Origin of the sequence: Promicromonospora sukumoe 327MFSha3.1, assembly GCF_000385135.1 — a bacterium.
Lineage (GTDB): Bacteria > Actinomycetota > Actinomycetes > Actinomycetales > Cellulomonadaceae > Promicromonospora > Promicromonospora sukumoe_B.
This window is the reverse complement of record NZ_ARQM01000003.1, coordinates 79,552-98,755: the sequence shown is the minus strand read 5'-3', so window position 1 is coordinate 98,755 and position 19,204 is coordinate 79,552. Positions and strand designations below refer to the sequence as shown.

Genomic DNA, 19,204 nt, shown 5'->3' with positions numbered 1-19,204 from the left:
TCGCCGACCGGCCGTTCCCGGCGTCGTCCCCGCCCTCGCAGGGCAGTTGTCCACACCCTTGCCGAGCCGTGCCCCACGTCCGACGACACAATGAGCGGATGACCCCCGCGGACCTCCTCGACGCCTGCCGACGCGACCCCGAGGACCCCGAGAGCGGCCGCATCATGCTCCTGACCTCGGCCTTCGTCGCGTTCGCGCTGATGCTCGTCGCGGTCGTCGCCTCGGCGAGCGTGGTGCACCTGGACCGCAAGGCCCTGTACGACGTCGCGGACCTCGCCGCCGCCGACGCCGCGGACGCGATGTCCCCGGACGCCTTCTACACGGGCGGCGCGGCACCGGCCGAGGGCGCCCCGCTCACGCTGTCCGACGCCGCGGTGCGTGCCGCCGTCGAGCGGTACCTCGCCGAGCACCCGCCGGGGCTGCCCGTGGCGGTGACCGGGGCGTCGTCGCCGGACGGGCGGTCCGCGCGCGTGACCCTGGCGGCCGTGTCCCGGCCGCCGCTGCTGCGCTGGTTCACCGACGCGTTCGGCGGCGGGGTGCCCCTGTCGGCGTCGTCCACGGCCCGCGCCTGGTGAGCACTGCTGGAGCACGACCCGCGGCCCGGCTCGGCGAGCCGGGTTAGGTTGTGGCCATGAGCGAGCAGAGCACCGGCGGACCGGGCGCGAACGAGCAGGGCGGCACGCGCCTGGAGCCCGAGCAGATCTTCGACCTCGCCCGGCAGGGCGCGGACGTGCTCCTGGACCTCGTGGACGCCGGCCTTCCGGTCGAGCTGGCCGACGAGGCGGACAACACCCTGCTGATGCTCGCCGCCTATCACGGGCACGCCGCCCTGACGGCGGGTCTCGCCGAGCGCGGCGCGGACGTGAACCGGCTCAACGGCAACAACCAGGCACCGCTCGCGGGCGCCGTGTTCAAGAACGAGGCCGACGTGATCCGGGTGCTGATCGAGCACGGCGCCGACCCGGACGCGGGGACGCCCAGCGCCCGCGCGACCGCGCAGATGTTCGGCCGTGAGCTGCCCGAGCCGGGGGCTCGCTGACCCGGGCCTGAGGGCGGCGCGGGATTTTCCGGCGTCGGGCACCGGGATGCGCGGGTAACCTTGAACATCGTGGCCACCAACGACTTTCCCGCAGAGATCAAGGCGCTTCGCACGACCCTCGAGTCCATCGAGGCCGTGAGCGACCCCACCGCGCTCGAGGCGAAGATCGCCGAGCTGTCGGAGCAGGCGTCGGCGCCCAACCTGTGGGACGACCCGGAGGAGGGCCAGAAGGTCACCTCCGCGCTGTCGGCCGCACAGGCCGAGCTGAGCCGGGTGGAGAAGCTGGCCGCCCGCATCGACGACGTCGAGACCCTCGTGGAGCTCGGCCAGGAGATGGAGGACGCCGACTCGCTGACCGAGGCCGAGGAGGAGGTCGAGAAGATCCGCAAGGACCTCGCCGCCCTCGAGGTCCGCACGCTGCTCAACGGCGAGTACGACTCCCGCGAGGCGGTCGTGACGATCCGCGCGGGCGCCGGTGGCGTGGACGCCGCCGACTTCGCCGAGATGCTGATGCGCATGTACCTGCGCTGGGCCGAGCGGCACGGCTACCCGACCAAGGTGGGCGACACGTCCTACGCCGAGGAGGCGGGTCTCAAGTCCGCGACCTTCGAGGTCAACGTGCCCTACGCGTTCGGCAACCTGTCGGTCGAGGCGGGCACGCACCGCCTGGTGCGCATCTCGCCGTTCGACAACCAGGGCCGCCGGCAGACGTCGTTCGCGGCGGTCGAGGTGATCCCGCTCATCGAGCAGACGGACCACATCGAGATCCCGGACTCCGAGCTCAAGATCGACGTGTACCGCTCCTCGGGCCCGGGTGGTCAGTCCGTCAACACGACGGACTCCGCGGTCCGCATGACGCACATCCCCACGGGTGTCGTCGTCGCGATGCAGAACGAGAAGTCGCAGATCCAGAACCGCGCGGCCGCCTACCGCGTGCTCCAGTCGCGCCTGCTGCTGCTCCGCAAGGCGGAGGAGGCCGCGAAGAAGAAGGAGATGGCCGGCGACATCAAGGCCAGCTGGGGCGACCAGATGCGGTCCTACGTGCTGCAGCCGTACCAGATGGTCAAGGACCTGCGCACCGAGCACGAGTCGGGCAACCCGCAGGCCGTGTTCGACGGCGCCATCGACGACTTCATCGAGGCCGGCATCCGCTGGCGCCGCGGCGGCTCGGGGAACTGACCCCGGACGGCCGCCCGTGCCCGGACGGCCGCGCCCGGACGGCCGCCCGCGCCCGGTCAGGCGTGCGGCACGATGACCGCGCGCCCGGACAGCTGCCCCGCCTCCAGCTTGCGGTACGCCTCGTCGAACTGGTCGAGGGTGTACCGCTCGACGTCGGGAACGATCTGCCCCGCCCGGTACATCGCGACCACCTCGTAGAGCTCCTCGACGGTGCCCCAGTAGGTGTTGGTGATCTCCGCCTCGTACGGGTTGGTGAAGAAGCTCCACTCGGTCACCCCGCCGGCGATGCCGACCACGGTGAGCCGCCCCTGCTGGGCGAGGCACGCCTGCGCCGTCCTGATCGTGGGCGCGGCGCCCACCAGGTCGAAGGCGGCGTCGACGCCGCGGCCGCCGGTGAGCTCGCGGATCGCCGCCACCTGCTCCGGCCCGCCGGGCACGGTGACGGCGCCGGCGGCCGCCGCGCGGTCCATCGCGTCCTGCTTCATGTCGGTGGCGATCACCGTGGCGCCGGTCAGCGCCGTCAGGATCTGCACGGCCACCTGCCCCAGCCCGCCCAGGCCCACGACCAGCGCGAACTTTCCGCCGCCCGCCAGCTTCGGCAGCGACAGCTTGATCGCGTGGTACGGCGTGAGGCCGGCGTCGGCCAGAGGAGCGGCCGCCACGGGGTCGGCGTCGCCCAGCGGCACGAGGTTGCGCGCGGGGGCCACCATGTACTCCGCCATGCCGCCGTCGCGCCCGATGCCGGTGGCCGCCCACGGCATGGTCGCCGCGTTCTCGCAGTACGTGTCCTGGCCGCGCGAGCAGGCCTTGCAGTGCCCGCACCCGTTGGGCCCGTACACGAGGTACGCGTCGCCCTTGGTGAACCCCGTGACCCCCGGACCGAGCTCCTCGATCCAGCCCGACGCCTCGTGGCCCAGCACGAAGGGCGGCGCGGACGCCCCCGGCTGCCCCTCGGCGAACTCCTTGTAGAGCGCGACGTCGGAGTGGCACGCGCCCGAGCCGGCGATCTTCAGCAGCACCTCGCCCGGGCCGGGGCTCGGCCTGTCCACCTCCCGCAGGCTGGGGAAGGTCTGGAACTTCTCGAACACGACTGCACGCATCAGCTCACGCTCCTGTCGCCGGGGGTCGGTTCCTCCATCAGAACTCATCGGCGCCGGTCCGGCGCGGGCTACCCGTTCGGCAAAATGCCACGTCCGAGTGTTTTGACCGGATATGGCGAGCAACTCGGTGCGCCGGGGTGAACTCCATCGGCGTGTCTGCCGGACACGCCAGCCGATGTCCGACCTAGGGTCGGGCTCGTGATCAGGTTCGAGAACGTGTCGAAGGTCTATGCGCGCGGCGCACGACCTGCCCTCGACCAGGTCTCCGTGGACGTCGAGCGCGGCGAGTTCGTGTTCCTCGTGGGGGCCTCCGGGTCGGGCAAGTCGACCTTCCTGTCGCTGGTGCTGCGCGAGCAGCGGCCCACCCGCGGCCGCGTCTACGTGGCCGGCCGCGACGTCGCGAACCTCTCGGGGTGGCGCGTGCCCACGCTGCGCCGTCAGCTCGGCGTCGTGTTCCAGGACTTCCGGCTGCTGCAGAACAAGACCGTCCACGAGAACGTGGCGTTCGCCCTGCAGGTGATCGGCAAGCCGCGGCACGTCATCCGCGACACCGTTCCCGAGGTCCTGGAGATGGTCGGCCTGACGGGCAAGGGCAAGCGGATGCCCACCGAGCTCTCCGGCGGTGAGCAGCAGCGCGCCGCGATCGCGCGCGCCATCGTCAACCGGCCGCAGATCCTGCTGGCCGACGAGCCGACCGGCAACCTCGACCCCACCACGTCGCTCGGCATCATGCGCCTGCTGGACCGCATCAACCGCACCGGCACCACCGTGGTCATGGCCACGCACGACGACGAGATCGTCAACGAGATGCGCCGCCGCGTCGTCGAGCTGTCCGACGGCGTCGTCGTGCGCGACGAGGCCCGCGGCGGCTACGGCGAGCGCGAGTCGATCCTGCCCGACGTCGGCGCCTCACCCGTGCTCGACGCCCCCGGCAGCGGCACCCGCGCCCCGGTCCAGACGGTGCGGGGGTCCTGACCGTGCGCTTCCAGTTCGTGCTCGGCGAGGTCTTCAGCGGCCTGCGCCGGAACACCACCATGGTCGTGGCCGTGGTGCTCGTGACGTTCGTGTCGCTGACGTTCGTCGGCGCCGCCGCCCTGCTGCAGGCCCAGATCGGCAAGCTCAAGGACGACTGGTACGACCTCGTCGAGGTCTCCGTCTTCCTCTGCCCCGAGGGCTCGGTGTCGCCCACGTGCGCCACGGGCGAGGCCACCGAGGACCAGATCGACTCCGTACGCCAGGTCATCGACACCGAGCTGTCGAGCCAGGTCAGCAAGGTCTACTTCGAGTCCAAGCAGCAGGCCTTCGAGGCCTTCAGCGAGCGCTACCCCGACGGCTACCAGGGCACGCAGCTCACCGCCGACGACATGCAGGCCTCGCTGCGCCTCAAGCTGACCGACGCCGAGCAGTTCGCCGTCGTCAGCGACGTGCTCTCCGGGCGCGACGGCGTGGAGATCGTCGAGGACCAGCGGGCCGTCTTCGAGCCGCTGTTCCGCACGCTCAACGTGGCCACCCTGCTCGCGGCCGGGCTGGCCGGCGTCATGCTCCTGGCCGCCGTCCTGCTGATCACCACCACCATCCGGCTCAGCGCCGTCTCCCGGCGCAAGGAGACCGAGATCATGCGCCTGGTCGGCGCGTCCAACCTGTTCATCCAGCTCCCCTTCCTCCTGGAGGGCGCCCTGGCGGCCGTGCTGGGCTCGCTGCTCGCCGGCGGCGGGCTCTGGCTCGCGGTGCGGTTCATGGTCAGCGACTGGCTCGAACGGTCGGTCGACTGGGTCGCCTACGTCTCCGAGGTCGACGTCTTCCGCGTCGCGCCGCTGCTCGTCATCATGGCGGTCGCCCTGGCCGCGCTCTCGTCCTTCTTCACCCTGAACCGGTACACGAGGATCTGATGTCCACTCCCCGAAACCCCCGCTCCAGGGTCCCCGGCCGCGGCGCCGTCGCCGCGGCGCTCGCGGTCGTGCTGCTGCTCGGCGGCACCTCCGCCGTGCAGGCCGACGACCTCGACGACCGCCGCGCCGCCGCGGAGCGCCAGCAGGCGGCCAAGGAGAAGGAGCGCGAGAGCCTCGAGGCCGAGCTGGAGCACACGGACACCAAGCTGGCGGACGCCGTGCTGGAGCTGGACCAGGTCGAGGGCCGGCTGCCGGTCGCGGAGGCCGAGCTCGCGGTGGCCGAGGCCGAGCTGCAGCGCGCCGAGCGGGAGGCGGCGATCCTCGCTCAGCGTCTCGCGGACGCACAGCTCGAGGAGGCCCAGGTCACCCAGCAGCTCCAGGACGGCTCGGGCAAGGTCGACGGCGCCCGCGACGACATCGCGCAGATGGCCCGCGAGGAGTTCCGCGGCGCCGGCAGCACCTCGACCATCGGCCTGGTGACCGGCGCCCAGAGCACCGAGGAGTTCATCGACGGGTACTCGGTGTCGTCGTCGGCCGCCCGGATCCGGGCGCGCACGCTCGCCGAGCTGCAGGACGCCGAGGCGACCGCCCGCAACCTCCAGGCGCGCCTGACGGCGATCCGCGAGGTGGTCACCGAGCTCAAGCGCCTCGCGGACGAGAACGTGCGGTCCAAGGAGCAGGCCAAGCAGGCCGCGGTCGAGCGCAAGGCCGAGATCGAGCGCCTGATCCGCGAGCAGGAGCGGCTCAAGGCACGCATCGAGAAGCGCAAGGACGCCGCCCTCGCGAACATGCAGTCCAACGAGCAGGAGCTCAGCTCCATCGAGTCGGACCTGAAGTCGATCATCCGCGACCAGAAGGCGCGGGACAAGCGTCTCGCCGAGCGGCAGGCCGAGCAGGGCTCCTCGGGCGGTTCCTCCGGTGGCGGCGGCTCGTCCGGGGGCGGGGGCAGCAAGGGCTCGTCCGGGACCATGTCGTTCCTCAGCTACCCGACGGCGAACCCCTTCATCACCTCGTCGTACGGCATGCGGTTCCACCCGGTGCTGAACTACTCCCGCCTGCACGCCGGCACCGACTTCCGGGCGTACTGCGGCACCCCGATCCTGGCCGCCGCGGACGGCACGGTGCTGTACGCGCGCACCCTGGCCGGCCTGGGCAACCAGGTGCTGATCGACCACGGCTACACGTCGAGCGGCAAGAGCGTGATGTCGAGCTCGAACCACCTCACGTCGTTCGCCGTCTCGGCGGGGCAGCGCGTCTCGCGCGGTCAGCTCATCGGCTACTCGGGCACCACGGGCACGTCGACGGCGTGCCACCTGCACTTCGAGCTGTACATCAACGGCTCGACCGTGGACCCGATGACCTGGCTGTAAAAGCCTGGTCCCGACCGGCCGGGCGCGTAAACTGGGGCGTCGCGCCGCCCGCTGGGGGTAGCACGCGCCCGCAGAACCCGGAGGGAGACCATGGCCAAGAAGAAGGTCGACGATCCGCGCAAGATCGTGGCGAACAACAAGAAGGCCCGTCATGACTACGTGATCGAGGACGTCTTCGAGGCCGGACTGGTGCTCTCGGGAACCGAGGTCAAGGCGCTGCGCATGGGGCGCGCGTCCCTGACCGACGGCTACGCCGCCATCGACCGCGGCGAGGCGTGGCTCGAGAACGTGCACATCCCCGCCTACTTCCAGGGCACGTGGAACAACCACGCGCCGCGGCGCCGGCGCAAGCTGCTGCTGCACCGCGAGGAGATCGCGCGCCTGGAGTCGAAGTCCCGGGAGAAGGGGCACACCCTCATCCCGCTGTCGCTGTACTTCCTGGACGGCCGCGCCAAGGTCGAGATCGCGCTCGCGCGAGGCAAGAAGGAGTACGACAAGCGCCAGACGCTGCGCGAGCAGCAGGACATGCGCGAGGCGCAGCGGGCGATCCGGCACAAGGAGATGCTCGGGTGACATGAGCCCGAGCTCGCAGGGCTCGACGCACTGTTGCGGAAATAACGTTCCCCAACAGCGTGTTGATCAACTAGGCTGGAAGCGTTCCGCACGGGCGTAGCTCGCGCGGGGCACGTTGAAAAATCCATAGGGGCTGATCGGTTTCGACGGTGGTCGTGCTTCGAGGAGAAGCGGGCCGAGGATGCAGGCTTATCTCGTAAACGATGCCTGTAAACCAATAGTTGCCGATAACTCGCGCAACGAGTTCGCCCTCGCCGCCTGAGCGAGCCCGAACTCCGTCGGCCTGGGAGACGCTTCCGTCCCAGTAGCCGGCGTCATCTAGGAAGCCTCTGCTCGTAGCTCTCGTCATCGGGGCTACGGGAACACTTAGATGGCTGGGCCTGTCCGCGAACGTGTCTGCGCGAGCGCGGGGGCCGAGAAAATCCATAGCAGACTGCGCCCGGAGAAGTCCTCGAAAACCGATACCGGACCCGGGTTCGATTCCCGGCAGCTCCACGGATCAGGAGTCCCCGCCTCGTCGAGGCGGGGACTCCTTTGTCTTGTCCGGCTGTCTTCCCCCGACGACGTCGTCGGGTCCGCCGCCGCTGACAGCCCGCGCCGTCAGATGCTGCGCCGTCAGACCCTGCGCCGTCAGACCCGGCGCCGCGTCATCGACGACGGCAGCCCGCGCGCGTGCGCCCGCTCGGCGCGCTCCCGGATGCCGAGCAGCATCCGCCGCGTCATCAGCAGCGTGACCGGGTCCATCAGCTCGCCGACCAGCCAGGACAGGCGTCCTGCGAGCCCGGGGGAGCGCGTCGAGCGGCTGCGGACCAGCAGCCAGCAGCGGTCGGGTCCGTCGTCGGCCAGCACGAACGCCCAGGTCGCGTTCCACGGGTGCTCGGGCGGACGCTGGCGCAGCACCAGCGCATGCGGCGGGTCGACCAGCGCGACGCGGAAGGCGTAGCCGTCGGGCATGCCCATCGCGCCCGGTGGCGTCGCTCGCACGGGGCTGCCCACGGTCAGGTGCTGCCACTCGGGGTGCACCTCGTCGGCGCTGTGGATGTCCAGGCCGAACAGGTCCTCGAGCCAGTCGTAGCTGTACCAGCCGCCGCGGTCCTGGCCGAGCTGGACCAGCCACGGCCAGACGTCGGAGCTCGGAGCGGTGACGGCGATGGCCCGCGTGGAGCTGGAGTCCGCCGTCAGGTACTCGTCGCCGGGCAGGGGGCCGGCCACCTCCTCCGGCGTCGCGCCCCAGTTCCGCAGCCGGGCCCGGGTGGTGACGGCGCCCGCGACCGCCGCCGCGAGGACGGTGCCCGCGACCCAGGTCCCTCGACTCCCGGCCATGTCCCACCACACCACGGCCGCCGTCGGGCCCCCAGGGCCGAACGTCCCGACGCGATCGGGATTCGTCCCGGACCGCGCGGACGGCTCCGTGGCAGACTGGCAGCGGCGCGGGCACCGGGGTCCGTGAGCCGGAGCGGAAGGGCACCACATGGCCGACTACGCGGACGTCTACCGGCGCAGCATCAGCGACCCCGAGGGCTTCTGGGGCGAGCAGGCGGCTCTCGTCTCGTGGTTCCACAAGCCCACCCGGGTGCCCGACGCCGACAGCCCGCCGTTCTACCGCTGGTTCCCCGACGGCCGTCTGAACACCTGCTACAACGCGCTCGACCGGCACGTGATCGCGGGCCGCGGCGACCAGACCGCGCTGATCTACGACAGCCCGGTCACCGGCACCACCCAGTCGTTCACCTACGCCACCCTGCTGCAGGACGTCGCGGCGTTCGCCGGCGCCCTGCGCGACCTCGGCGTCGAGCAGGGCGACCGCGTGGTGATCTACATGCCGATGGTGCCCGAGGCGGTCGTCGCGATGCTGGCCTGCGCGCGTCTGGGCGCGGTGCACTCCGTGGTGTTCGGCGGGTTCGCGGCGAACGAGCTGGCCGTGCGGATCGACGACGCCCAGCCCCGGGTCGTCGTGTCCGCCTCGTGCGGCATCGAGCCGAGCCGCGTCGTGGAGTACAAGCCGCTGCTGGACCGGGCGCTGGAGCTGGCCGACCACGAGCCCGCGTCGTGCGTGGTGCTGCAGCGGCCGCAGGCCGAGGCGACCCTCGTCGACGGGCGCGACCTGGACTGGGCCACCGCGATGCACGCCGGACGCACCAACCCGGCTCCGTGCGCCGAGGTCGCGGCCACCGACCCGCTCTACATCCTCTACACGTCGGGCACCACGGGGAAGCCCAAGGGCATCCTGCGCGACAACGGCGGGCACGCCGTGGCCCTGGCCTGGTCCATGCGGAACATCTACGACATCGAGGCGGGCCAGGTGTGGTGGACGGCGTCCGACGTCGGCTGGGTGGTCGGGCACTCCTACATCGTCTACGGGCCGCTGATCGCGGGCGCCACCACGGTGCTCTACGAGGGCAAGCCGGTCGGCACGCCCGACGCCGGCGCGTTCTGGCGCGTCGTCGCCGACCACCGGGTCGAGGCGCTGTTCACCGCGCCGACCGCCATCCGCGCCATCAAGAAGGAGGACCCCGAGGGCGTCCTCGTGGCCGCCCACGACACCAGCTCGCTGCGGCACCTGTTCCTCGCGGGGGAGCGGCTCGACCCGGGCACCTACGAGTGGGCCGGCCGGATCCTCGGCGTGCCCGTCGTCGACCACTGGTGGCAGACCGAGACCGGGTGGGCCGTCGTGGCCAACCTGCGCGGGCTCGACCCGATGCCCACCAAGCCCGGTTCGCCGTCGGTGCCCGTGCCGGGCTTCGACGTGCAGGTGCTGCTGCCCGACGGCTCGGTCGCCGGACCGAACCAGGAGGGCAGCCTCGCCCTGCGCCTCCCGCTGCCGCCCGGCACGCTGCAGACCCTGTGGCGCGACGACGCCCGGTACGTCTCGTCCTACCTCGCCGCCTTCGACGGCTACTACCTGTCCGGCGACGGCGGCTACGTGGACGCCGACGGCTACGTCTACGTGATGGGCCGCACCGACGACGTCATCAACGTGGCCGGGCACCGCCTGTCGACCGGGGCGATCGAGGGGGTCCTGGCCGGTCATCCCGCCGTGGCCGAGTGCGCCGTCATCGGGGCGGCCGACGCGCTCAAGGGCCAGGTGCCGCGCGGGCTCGTGGTGCTCAAGGCCGGGGTGGACCCCGAGGGCGTCGCGGCCGAGCTCGTCGCCGCAGTCCGCGACCAGATCGGCCCCGTCGCCGCGTTCAAGGACGTCGAGATCGTGGCCGGCCTGCCGAAGACCCGCTCGGGCAAGATCCTGCGGCGCACCATGCGCCAGCTCGCCGATGGCGAGCACCCGACGGTCCCGTCGACGATCGAGGACCCCTCGGTGCTGACGGCCCTGAAGCCAATCCTCCGCCGCGAGTAACTCTCGCCGGGGCGTTGAACGTAGGGTTGGTCGGCTCATGAGGGCGCAGAGAGCGACGGAGCCTACGTTCACCGCGTCCCGCCGCGGGTGAACGGAGCGTCGCGCTAGGGTGTCCGGCGTGCACCAGCCCGGAGGTCCTGGCCTTGTTCCCCTGCCTGCGTCGACGCAGGCGCCGGGCGGTTCGGTGCTGCTCACCGACGGCGCGCGCGTCGCGGCCGACCCCGCCCTGCGCCCCGCCGCGCGCTGGTGGCGCCGGGTCACCGAGGAGGCGTACGGCATCGACCTGGTGCCGGTGACCGACGGGCCCGCCGACGTCGTCCTCGCGCTCGCGGCCGACCTGCCCGCCGGGGGCTACCGGATCGAGGTGCGCGAGGCGCCGTCGGGCACCGGAGCGACGCCGGGAACCGCCACGGTGCGGGTCGAGGCCGCCGACCTCGCCGGTGCCCACGCCGCCGCGCAGACCCTGCGCCAGCTCGCCGGCCCGTCGGCGTTCCGCCGCGCGCCCGCGGACTACCGGACCGCCGGCACGCTTCCCGCGCTGCCGGCCGTCCGCGTCGAGGACCACCCCCGGTTCGAGTGGCGCGGGGTGCTGCTCGACGTCGCCCGGCACTTCCTGCCCAAGCACGACGTGCTGCGGTTCGTCGACCTGGCCGCCGCCCACCGGCTCAACGTGCTCCAGCTCCACCTCACCGACGACCAGGGCTGGCGGGTGCAGATCGACCGCTACCCGGAACTGACGCGCACCGGCGCGTGGCGCCGCGAGTCCACCGTCGGCACCTGGCGCACCGGCTCCCGCGACGGCCGACCCCACGGCGGCTTCTACACGCAGGACGACCTGCGCGAGATCGTCGCCTACACCCGCGACCGCGGGATCACCGTGATACCCGAGATCGACGTGCCCGGCCACGTCGAGGCCGCCGTCGCCGCCTACCCCGAGCTCGGCACGCGCAAGGACCGCAGCGGCGTGCGCACCACCTGGGGCATCAGCCAGGACGTGCTCGACCCGTCCGAGGGCTCGCTCGCGTTCTTCCGGCACGTGCTGGACGAGGTGCTGGACGTCTTCGACTCGCCCTGGATCGGCCTCGGCGGCGACGAGGTGCCGCCGACCCTCTGGCGCGAGTCGCCGCAGATCGTCGAGCGCGCCCGGGCGCTGGGGCTGTTCGACGCCGGTGGCACCGTCGACGTCGGGCTGCTGCACGGCTGGTTCGTCGCCCGGCTCGCCGAGCACGTGTCCGCCGCCGGCCGCCGCGCCGTCGTCTGGGACGAGGCCGTCTCGCCCATGCTGCCGCGCGACGTCGTCGTCACCTCCTGGCGCGGGTACGCCCAGGGAGCGGCGGCGCTCGCGGCGGGGCACGACGTGGTGATGGCGCCCGAGCAGGTCGTCTACCTCGACCACCGCGCGGGCGACCATCCGGCCGAGCCCATCCCGGTCGGCTTCCTGCGCACGATCGAGGACGTCTACTCCTTCGACCCGTTCCCGCCCGGACTGGTCGAGCCGCCCTCTTCGCTGGTCGAGCTTGTCGAGACCCAGGTCTCGACAAGCTCGACCAGCGGCGGTGCGGCCGCGGCCGACCACCGTCAGGGACGGCTGCTCGGCGCCCAGGCGCAGGTGTGGACCGAGCACCTCGACAGCGCACGGCGGGTCGACTACGCGACCTACCCGCGGCTGGCCGCGTTCGCGGAGGTCGCGTGGTCCCCGCAGGCGGCCCGGGAGCCGGGCTCCGAGCGGTCCAAGGAGTTCCTGGAGCGCCTGGAGCGGCACCACCTGCCCCGGCTCGACGCGTACGGCGTCGAGTACCGGCCGCTCGCCGGCCCGCACCCCTGGCAGACCCGCCCCGGCGTGCAGGGCTACCCGCGCGACCTGGCGGCGGAGACCGCCGTCGGCGGCTGGGCCGGGCTCGGCGGCTGGCGGGAGGACGGCGGCGCCGAGAACCTGCCCGAGTGGACGCCGGCGAGCGACACGTGACCGGCACGGTCCTGGTGCGCGGCGCCCGGCTGCCGCAGCCCGACGGGTCCCTGTCGGGACTCGTGGACCTGCACGTCGCGCGCGGCCGCATCGCCGCGATCACGCGGGCGGGCGACACCGGCCCGGCGACGGCCGGCCCGGACACCGCCGCGCCAGGCGCCGCCGCGCCAGGCACCGCCGCGCCAGGCACCGCCGCGCCAGGCACCGCCGTTTTCGAGGCCCACGGCCGCCTCGCCCTGCCCGGGTTCGTGGACGCGCACACCCACGCCGAGGCCGCCGTCTTCCGCCCGGACGTCCAGCTCGCGCTGCTCCGGCAGGGCATCACCACCGTCGTCGCGGGGCAGGACGGCGTGTCCTTCGCGCCGTCCGACCGCGCCACCTACGACTGGGCGAGCACGTACTTCGCCGCGATCGACGGGGACCACCCCGTGTTCGCGGGCGGCTCGGTGGGCGACCTCCTGACGACCTACCACCGCACGGTCCCGGTGAACGTCGCCTACCTCGCGCCGCACGGCACGCTGCGCTACCGGGTGCTCGGCGCGGCACAGCGCCCGGCGTCCGACGCGGAGATCGCCGCGATGGTCACCCTGCTCGAACAGGCCCTGGACGACGGCGCCTGCGGCTTCTCGACCGGCCTGGAGTACGTGCCGGCCGCCTACGCCGACGAGCGCGAGCTGGTCGCGCTCGCCCGGGGTGCCGCCGCCCGCGGGCTGCCGCACGTGAGCCACATGCGCGGGTACGAGGACCGGGGCGTCGAGGGGCTGGCGGAGCTGCTGCGCATCGCGCGCGCGTCCGGCGTCGCCACGCACGTCTCGCACCTGCACGGCCCCGCCCAGGAGCTGCTGGAGCAGATCGAGGCGGCGCGCGCCGCGGACCACGACCTGACCTACGACTCGTACCCCTACCTGCGCGGCTGCTCCATCCTGTCGATGGTCTCCCTGCCCACCTGGCTGCCCCTGGCGGACGCCGCCGCGACCGTCGCCGCCCTGCGCGACCCCGCCCTCGCCGGGCGCCTGGCCGAGCACTTCGCCGGACTGACGGACCTCTGGCCGCGCATCACGTTCGCGTCCGTGCCCGGTATGAAGTGGGCCGAGGGCCTGACCCTGCCCGACGTCGCCGCGCGGCTCGGGCGGTCGGCCCCCGACACCGTGGTCGAGGTCCTGACGACCACCGCGCTGCGCGCGAGCTGCGTGTTCGCGCAGCCGCCCACCAACTCGCCCGAGTCGGTGCGCACGCTCGCGGAGCACGACGCGCACCTCGCCGGCTCGGACTCGATCTACTGGGGCGGGCAGCCGCACCCGCGCGGCTGGGGCGCCTTCGCCCGGTTCCTCGACGAGCACGTGCGGCGCGGGTCGTGGACCTGGTGGGACGCGGCCCAGCACCTGTCGGCCCGGGCCGCCCGGCGGTTCCGCCTCGCGGGCCGCGGCGAGCTCGCGCCCGGCGCCGTCGCGGACCTCGTGCTCGTGGACCCCGGCACCGTCCGCGACGAGGCCACGTACGAGCACCCGCGCACCCCCGCCGTCGGCATCGAGGACGTGCTCGTGGGCGGCGTGCCCGTGCTCGCGGGCGGAGAGCTCACGGGCGCGACGCCGGGCCGGGGGCTGCGCCCCGCCGTCGGCTGACCGGCGGCAGTTCGTCTGACCCGCGCCCGTTCGTCTGGCCCCATCCCCTTCGAGGCCTAAGTTTCTTCGCTTTCGAGCGCTGGAAAGCGAAGAAACTTAGGCCTCGAAGGGGAACGCGGTCCCGCCCGCGCACCGGACCGGTTCGTCGCCAGCCCGGACCGCACGGCAGGATGGGGTCGTGCTGCGCATCGACGACCCCCGGTTCTCCTGGCCCCTGCTGACGCTCGACGAGCCGGCTCTGGACCACAACATCGCGACCGTGGCGGGCGCCTTCGCCGCCGCGGGCGTGGAACACGCGCCGCACGTCAAGACGCACATGTCCCGCCAGATCTGGGAGCGGCAGGTCGCCGCCGGCGCCTGGGGCGCCACCGTCGCGACCCCCGCCCAGCTCCGGACGGCCCTCGGCTGGGGCGTCCCCGGCGCCGGACGCCGCGCGTTCCTCGCCAACGAGCTCGTGGACCCCCGCGAGATCGCGTGGCTCCGCACCGCCCTGACCGACGGCACCGCCGACGAGGTCTGGGTCTACGTCGACTCCGACCGCGGCGTCGGCCTGCTCGCCGACGGGTTCGCGGGCGCCGCCCCCGAGGTCGCCGCGCGGCTGGGCGTGCTCGTCGAGCTCGGCGTGCCCGCCGGCCGCACCGGGGTGCGCTCCGTGCCCGACGCCGTGGCGCTCGCCGGCCGGGTGCACGACGCCGGGCTGCGGCTCGTCGGCGTCGCCGGCTACGAGGGTCCGGTCGCCGGCGGCACCAGCACCGCGGAGCTGGCCGCCGTCGGGCAGTGGTGCGACGGGCTGCGCGAGGCGGGAGCGCTGGTCGCGAGCCTCGTCGACGGCCCCGTCGTGCTCAGCGCCGGCGGCAGTGCGTTCGCCGACGTCGTGACCCGGCGCCTGGGCGAGCCGCTCCAGGCCGCCGCGGACGACGGCGCCGCCGCCACCGGCGCGCTGTCGACCCGCGTGGTGCTGCGCTCCGGCGCCTACGTGACCCACGATCACGGCCACTACCTGCGCACCGACCCGTGGACCCGGCTGGGCGCGGAGCCGCTGCGCCCCGCGATCACGGTCTGGGCCTCGGTGCTGTCCGCGCCGGAGCCCGGGCTGGTCATCTGCGGCATGGGCCGCCGCGACGTCTCGTTCGACATCGACCTGCCGACGCCGCTCGTCGTGCGCGCGGCCGACGCCGACGGCCGGCTGGGGGAGGCCCGCGAGCTGACCGGCGTCGCCGTGACGGCGCTCAACGACCAGCACGCCTACCTGTCCCTGGACGGCGCGGCGGAGGGCCCGGGGGACGGCTCCGCGGACGGGGCGCTCCGGCCCGGCGACGTCGTCGGGTTCGGCATCTCGCACCCGTGCACCACGCTCGACAAGTACCGCACGGCCCTGGTGACCCGCGGCGACGAGGTCGCCGAGCAGGTCACGCTGAGCTTCTGACCCATCACCGAGATACCCGCAAGGAGAACGACATGACCGCGAAGACCGCCATCTCGACCCCGGACGCCCCGGCGCCCGCGCACACCTTCCACCAGGGCGTGCGCAAGGGGCCGTTCGTGCAGGTCTCGGGGCAGGGCCCCATGGACCCGGCGACGAACCAGTACGTCCACGAGGGCGACGTCGCCGCCCAGACCACCCGCACGCTGGAGAACGTCCGGGCGATCGTCGAGGCCGCCGGCGCGACGTTCGACGACGTCGTCATGCTGCGCGTGTACCTGACCAAGCGCGAGGACTTCGGGATCATGAACGAGGCCTACGGCGAGTTCGTGACCAAGCACTGCCCGGGCGGCGTGCTCCCGAGCCGGACCACGGTGTTCACGGGGCTGCCCCGCGAGGAGATGCTCGTGGAGATCGACGCGCTCGCGATCACCGACTGACCCGCGGGCCCGGCCGGTGTCACACCGGCCGGGCTTGACCCCGACGCGACGTCATAGTTCTCACTGGGGTCATGAGGCTCACTCCCGTCGCGTACCTGGCGTCCTACCTGCTCTCCCTGCTGGGCAACTCGATAGCCGGCGTGGCGCTCCCGCTGATCGTCCTGCAGACCACCGGGAGCGCCCTGGGGACCGGCGCGGTGGCCGCGGCCACCGCGTTTCCCGCGGTGCTCGCCGGCCTGGTCATGGGCGTGGTGATCGACCGGATCAACCGCCGGACGTCGTCCGTGGTCACGGACCTCGTCTCGGCGGCCTCCGTCGCGGCGCTGCCCGTGGTCGACATGGTCTCCGGGCTCGACCTCGGCTGGTTCATCCTGTTCGGCATCATCGGGTCGTTCGGCGACGTGCCCGGGATGACCGCTCGTGAGGCTCTGCTGCCGGCGATCGTGCGGCACGGCGGGGTCAGCGCGGAACGCCTCATGGGCATCCGGGAGGGGCTCGGCGCGATCGCGCTGCTGCTCGGGCCCGCGGCGGCCGGGACGCTGATGGTGCTCTTCGACGGGTCCACCGTCCTGTGGATCACGGCGGCGACCTCGCTCCTGGCCGCGCTGCTCACCCTCCTCGTCCCGCACCGGGTCGGGGACGTCTCGACCGCGAGCGGTGTCGCGGGGACCGGAGCGGCCGCCGGGGGCAACGGCTGGGCGCAGCTCCGCGACGGCTGGCGGGTGCTGTTCAGCAGCCCCTTCCTGGTCGCGACCACCGCGCTCACCGTGGTCTCCGCGATGGTGCTGGGGCCGTTGCAGGCCCTCGTGCTGCCGGTCTGGTTCACGCGGGTGGAGCAGCCCGGGATGCTCGGGTTCGTGCTCACCGCTCTCGCCGCCGGGCTCCTCGCCGGCGCCGCGTCGTACGCCGTGGCCGGCACGCGCGGACGCCGTCGGACCTGGTTCCTCGCGGGGCTCGTGGGGACGGGACTCGGGTTCGGCATCATCGCCACGCTGTCCTCGGTGTGGGTGGTCCTCGCCGGCGCCTTCGTGGTCGGGCTCTCCAGCGGCCTGTTCGGCAGCCTGATGGGCGTGCTCATGATCGAGCGCATCCCCGAGCAGATGCGTGGCCGGGTCATGGGCACCCAGAACTCGATCATGATCGCGGCGCCGACCGTCGGCCTGATGGCTGCCGCGGTCGTCACCGAGTACATCGGCGTCGGTACCGCGGCCGTGGCGCTGGCCGGCGTGTGGCTGGTCGCCATGGCCGTGGGTCTGTTCGCGCGGTCGCTGCGTAACCTGGAGCCGTCCGCGGACCCGACGACCCAGGAGGCGATGGTGACCACCGGTGCATAGCGGCGAGCTGGCCCGCCTCGCGGGCGTGACCGTCCGGACGCTGCGCCACTACCACCAGGTGGGTCTGCTCGACGAGCCGGAGCGGCGCTCCAACGGCTACCGCGACTACGGCGTGCAGAGCCTCGTCCGGGTCCTCCGGATCAAACGGCTGGCGGCCCTCGGCATACCGCTCGACCGCATGCCCGCCCTGCTCGACGACTCCGCCGGCCCCGACGCCGACCCGCGAAAGCTTCTGGACGAGCTCGACCAGGAGCTGGCCGAGCAGATGGACCGGCTCGCCGCCCAGCGCGAGCTGATCGCGCGGCTTCGCGAGCACTCCGTGGCCCCCGACCTCCCGCCGGAGCTGGCCCCGTTCTTCGCGGTGTTCGCCACCGCCGACCTCTCGCCGGAGCTCGTGCGGGCGGACCGCGACCAGTCCGTGCTCCTCGCCCACCTCGTCGGCGACGACGCGATGCCGTTCCTCGAGCGCTTCTACGAACGGCTGACCCGGCCGGAGATGGTCCCGGCCGTCACCGAGATCGCCGAACGGTTCGCCCGGCTCGGTCCGGGCAGCACCGACGAGGAGTCCGCGGCCCTGGCGGAGAAGTTCGTGCTGACGTTCCGGCCGGTGCTCACGGAGCTCGTCGCTGCCGGCGAGCACATCGACCTCAGCGGGTCCGCGGAGCTGGTCGGCGAGTACACGTCCGGACAGCTCAACGAGGAGCAGCTGCAGATGATCGAGCGCCTGGAGGGGAGGTTCGAGCTGCCGGGGGAGCCCGGCCTGACGTAGCGCCAGGGCTCAGGGCTCGACGGGCTCCGGCTCCACGGCGGGCGGCGTCGGGCCGGCGGAGCGGGCCTTGGCGAGCTGCCTGCGCACGCCGACCACCACCAGCAGCACCACGCCGCCGAGCGCGAGCCACGGGATGATCGCGCCGAGGATCAGCACCACCACGTTGAACGTGCTGACCAGCGCGCTCCACCCCGCCGTCAGGCCGCCGACGAAGCCGCCGGGCTTCGCCTGCGCCGCCGGGGTGCCCTCCGCGACGATCTCGACCTGCAGGGTCGACATCGCGACCTCGTCCGAGAGCCGGTTGCGCTCCGAGACGCGGGAGTCCAGCTCGGCCTGCCGCGTGGAGAGCTCGGCCTCGATCTCGATCAGGTCGGCGGTGCGGTCGGCCTCGGCCATGAGCTCGCGCAGCCGGTCGGTCGAGGTGCGGAGCGCCTCGATGCGGGCGTCCAGGTCCTGCGCGGTGCCGGTGACGTCGACCGTCTCCACGTGCCGGTCGCGCACGTCGCCCAGCTTGTCGAGAGCGTCCAGGGTGGCCGAGACGCGGTCGGCGGGGATGCGCAGCGTCATCGACGCGCTGCCCGGCTCGTCGTCGGTCTCGGCGCGCTCGTCGCGGGCCTCGACCCGGCCGCCGGCCTCCTCGACGAGGCCGGTGATCTGCTCGGCGGCCGCGAAGGGGTCCTCGGCCGCGAGCGTCGCGTTGCCGGTGGTGATCAGCTCGCGGTCCACCGTCTCCTCGTGGGCCTCGGTGAGGCCGATCGCACCGGTGGCGGCGTCGGCCGCCTGGTCCGCCGCGGCGCCGGGGGCGACCATCTCGCTGCGCGCCGCGCCGCCGTCGGTCGCCGCCTCCGAGCCGGAGTCCCCGCCGCCGGAGCACGCCGCGAGGGAGACGACGAGGGTGCCGCCGGCCACCGCTGCCACGAGTGCGCGGACGAGTCGGCGTGCGGGTGGTCCCGCGTCCCGAAGAGCAGACCGGTTGCGAATCATGGGACGAGCGTAGGAGCCCGGCCGTGCCGGAACCGGCCTCAACTGAGAACTGTGATCCCTTTGTGAACTTGTGGCCCAGGTGACCCGATTTTTCATCTGTTTTGCACGGTTCTTGATCACGTTCCGGTCACGCCGTGCTCCGCCCGCCCGCTTGGTGCAGGCTC

The 19,204-nt window shown here is 73.1% G+C and carries 17 protein-coding genes and 1 other RNA gene; 15 read left to right on the top strand and 3 right to left on the bottom strand.

Annotated features, from left to right (window positions below):
* The first annotated feature begins 98 nt into the window (after window positions 1-98).
* The 3 genes from H291_RS0102010 (at window position 99) to prfB (ending at window position 2,218) form a co-directional block, all read left to right on the top strand.
* A complete protein-coding gene (locus H291_RS0102010) occupies window positions 99-575 on the top strand; it encodes a hypothetical protein (protein ID WP_020013306.1) in 477 nt (158 codons plus the stop codon).
* Between the two features lie 50 nt (window positions 576-625).
* On the top strand, window positions 626-1,039 hold the full coding sequence (locus H291_RS0102005; RefSeq protein WP_020013305.1) for an ankyrin repeat domain-containing protein: 414 nt from the start codon (window positions 626-628) through the stop codon (window positions 1,037-1,039).
* Window positions 1,040-1,108: 69 nt separating this feature from the next.
* On the top strand, window positions 1,109-2,218 hold the full coding sequence (gene prfB / locus H291_RS0102000) for a peptide chain release factor 2 (RefSeq protein WP_026365298.1): 1,110 nt from the start codon (window positions 1,109-1,111) through the stop codon (window positions 2,216-2,218).
* 56 nt (window positions 2,219-2,274) lie between these two features.
* Here prfB and H291_RS0101995 read toward each other — a convergent pair whose 3' ends face one another.
* Window positions 2,275-3,318 carry an NAD(P)-dependent alcohol dehydrogenase gene (locus H291_RS0101995; protein WP_020013303.1) on the bottom strand — a complete coding sequence of 348 codons (1,044 nt, stop codon included), beginning with the start codon at window positions 3,316-3,318 and terminating at the stop codon, window positions 2,275-2,277.
* Window positions 3,319-3,516: 198 nt separating this feature from the next.
* Here H291_RS0101995 and ftsE point away from each other — a divergent pair, with 198 nt between their 5' ends.
* From ftsE to ssrA, 5 genes are all read left to right on the top strand, one after another.
* Window positions 3,517-4,293: a cell division ATP-binding protein FtsE gene (gene ftsE / locus H291_RS0101990; protein WP_020013302.1), complete on the top strand. Its 777-nt coding sequence runs from the start codon at window positions 3,517-3,519 to the stop codon at window positions 4,291-4,293.
* A gap of 2 nt (window positions 4,294-4,295) precedes the next feature.
* A complete protein-coding gene (gene ftsX / locus H291_RS0101985) occupies window positions 4,296-5,207 on the top strand; it encodes a permease-like cell division protein FtsX (RefSeq protein ID WP_020013301.1) in 912 nt (303 codons plus the stop codon).
* Window positions 5,207-6,577: a M23 family metallopeptidase gene (locus tag H291_RS0101980; RefSeq protein ID WP_020013300.1), complete on the top strand. Its 1,371-nt coding sequence runs from the start codon at window positions 5,207-5,209 to the stop codon at window positions 6,575-6,577. Before ftsX ends, H291_RS0101980 begins: the two co-directional genes overlap by 1 nt.
* Window positions 6,578-6,667: 90 nt before the next feature.
* On the top strand, window positions 6,668-7,150 hold the full coding sequence (gene smpB / locus H291_RS0101975) for an SsrA-binding protein SmpB (RefSeq protein WP_020013299.1): 483 nt from the start codon (window positions 6,668-6,670) through the stop codon (window positions 7,148-7,150).
* A 129-nt stretch (window positions 7,151-7,279) separates the two neighbouring features.
* Window positions 7,280-7,648: a transfer-messenger RNA gene (gene ssrA / locus H291_RS33145) on the top strand.
* Window positions 7,649-7,780: 132 nt separating this feature from the next.
* Here ssrA and H291_RS28265 read toward each other — a convergent pair.
* On the bottom strand, window positions 7,781-8,473 hold the full coding sequence (locus H291_RS28265) for an SRPBCC family protein (RefSeq protein ID WP_157236657.1): 693 nt from the start codon (window positions 8,471-8,473) through the stop codon (window positions 7,781-7,783).
* Window positions 8,474-8,621: 148 nt separating this feature from the next.
* Here H291_RS28265 and H291_RS0101965 point away from each other — a divergent pair, with 148 nt between their 5' ends.
* From H291_RS0101965 to H291_RS0101935, 7 genes are all read left to right on the top strand, one after another.
* Window positions 8,622-10,502, top strand: coding sequence for a propionyl-CoA synthetase (locus H291_RS0101965; RefSeq protein WP_020013297.1), 1,881 nt, complete (start codon window positions 8,622-8,624; stop codon window positions 10,500-10,502).
* A gap of 118 nt (window positions 10,503-10,620) precedes the next feature.
* Window positions 10,621-12,468 carry a beta-N-acetylhexosaminidase gene (locus H291_RS0101960; protein WP_084467624.1) on the top strand — a complete coding sequence of 616 codons (1,848 nt, stop codon included), beginning with the start codon at window positions 10,621-10,623 and terminating at the stop codon, window positions 12,466-12,468.
* Window positions 12,465-14,090, top strand: a complete 1,626-nt coding sequence (locus H291_RS0101955; RefSeq protein WP_232215956.1) for an N-acyl-D-amino-acid deacylase family protein — start codon at window positions 12,465-12,467, stop codon at window positions 14,088-14,090. Before H291_RS0101960 ends, H291_RS0101955 begins: the two co-directional genes overlap by 4 nt.
* A gap of 178 nt (window positions 14,091-14,268) precedes the next feature.
* Complete coding sequence (locus tag H291_RS0101950; RefSeq protein WP_020013294.1) at window positions 14,269-15,516, top strand: alanine racemase; 1,248 nt, start codon at window positions 14,269-14,271, stop codon at window positions 15,514-15,516.
* 32 nt (window positions 15,517-15,548) lie between these two features.
* On the top strand, window positions 15,549-15,953 hold the full coding sequence (locus tag H291_RS0101945; protein ID WP_020013293.1) for a RidA family protein: 405 nt from the start codon (window positions 15,549-15,551) through the stop codon (window positions 15,951-15,953).
* A 71-nt stretch (window positions 15,954-16,024) separates the two neighbouring features.
* A complete protein-coding gene (locus tag H291_RS0101940) occupies window positions 16,025-17,287 on the top strand; it encodes an MFS transporter (protein ID WP_020013292.1) in 1,263 nt (420 codons plus the stop codon).
* Complete coding sequence (locus H291_RS0101935) at window positions 17,280-18,056, top strand: MerR family transcriptional regulator (RefSeq protein WP_020013291.1); 777 nt, start codon at window positions 17,280-17,282, stop codon at window positions 18,054-18,056. The genes H291_RS0101940 and H291_RS0101935 overlap by 8 nt, the downstream gene beginning before the upstream one ends.
* A gap of 9 nt (window positions 18,057-18,065) precedes the next feature.
* On the opposite strand, the gene H291_RS0101930 is transcribed toward H291_RS0101935, so the two are convergent.
* Entirely contained in the window at window positions 18,066-19,040 is a 975-nt protein-coding gene (locus H291_RS0101930; protein WP_198012379.1) for a DUF4349 domain-containing protein, read from the bottom strand.
* Window positions 19,041-19,204 lie beyond the last annotated feature (164 nt).

Coding starts and splice junctions, on each gene's coding strand:
- H291_RS0102010 (WP_020013306.1), top strand. CDS start 99: ATGACCCCCGCGGACCTCCTCGACGCCTGCCGACGCGACCCCGAGGAC.
- H291_RS0101995 (WP_020013303.1), bottom strand. CDS start 3,318: ATGCGTGCAGTCGTGTTCGAGAAGTTCCAGACCTTCCCCAGCCTGCGG.
- H291_RS0101980 (WP_020013300.1), top strand. CDS start 5,207: ATGTCCACTCCCCGAAACCCCCGCTCCAGGGTCCCCGGCCGCGGCGCC.
- smpB (WP_020013299.1), top strand. CDS start 6,668: ATGGCCAAGAAGAAGGTCGACGATCCGCGCAAGATCGTGGCGAACAAC.
- H291_RS28265 (WP_157236657.1), bottom strand. CDS start 8,473: ATGGCCGGGAGTCGAGGGACCTGGGTCGCGGGCACCGTCCTCGCGGCG.
- H291_RS0101965 (WP_020013297.1), top strand. CDS start 8,622: ATGGCCGACTACGCGGACGTCTACCGGCGCAGCATCAGCGACCCCGAG.
- H291_RS0101945 (WP_020013293.1), top strand. CDS start 15,549: ATGACCGCGAAGACCGCCATCTCGACCCCGGACGCCCCGGCGCCCGCG.
- H291_RS0101940 (WP_020013292.1), top strand. CDS start 16,025: ATGAGGCTCACTCCCGTCGCGTACCTGGCGTCCTACCTGCTCTCCCTG.
- H291_RS0101930 (WP_198012379.1), bottom strand. CDS start 19,040: ATGATTCGCAACCGGTCTGCTCTTCGGGACGCGGGACCACCCGCACGC.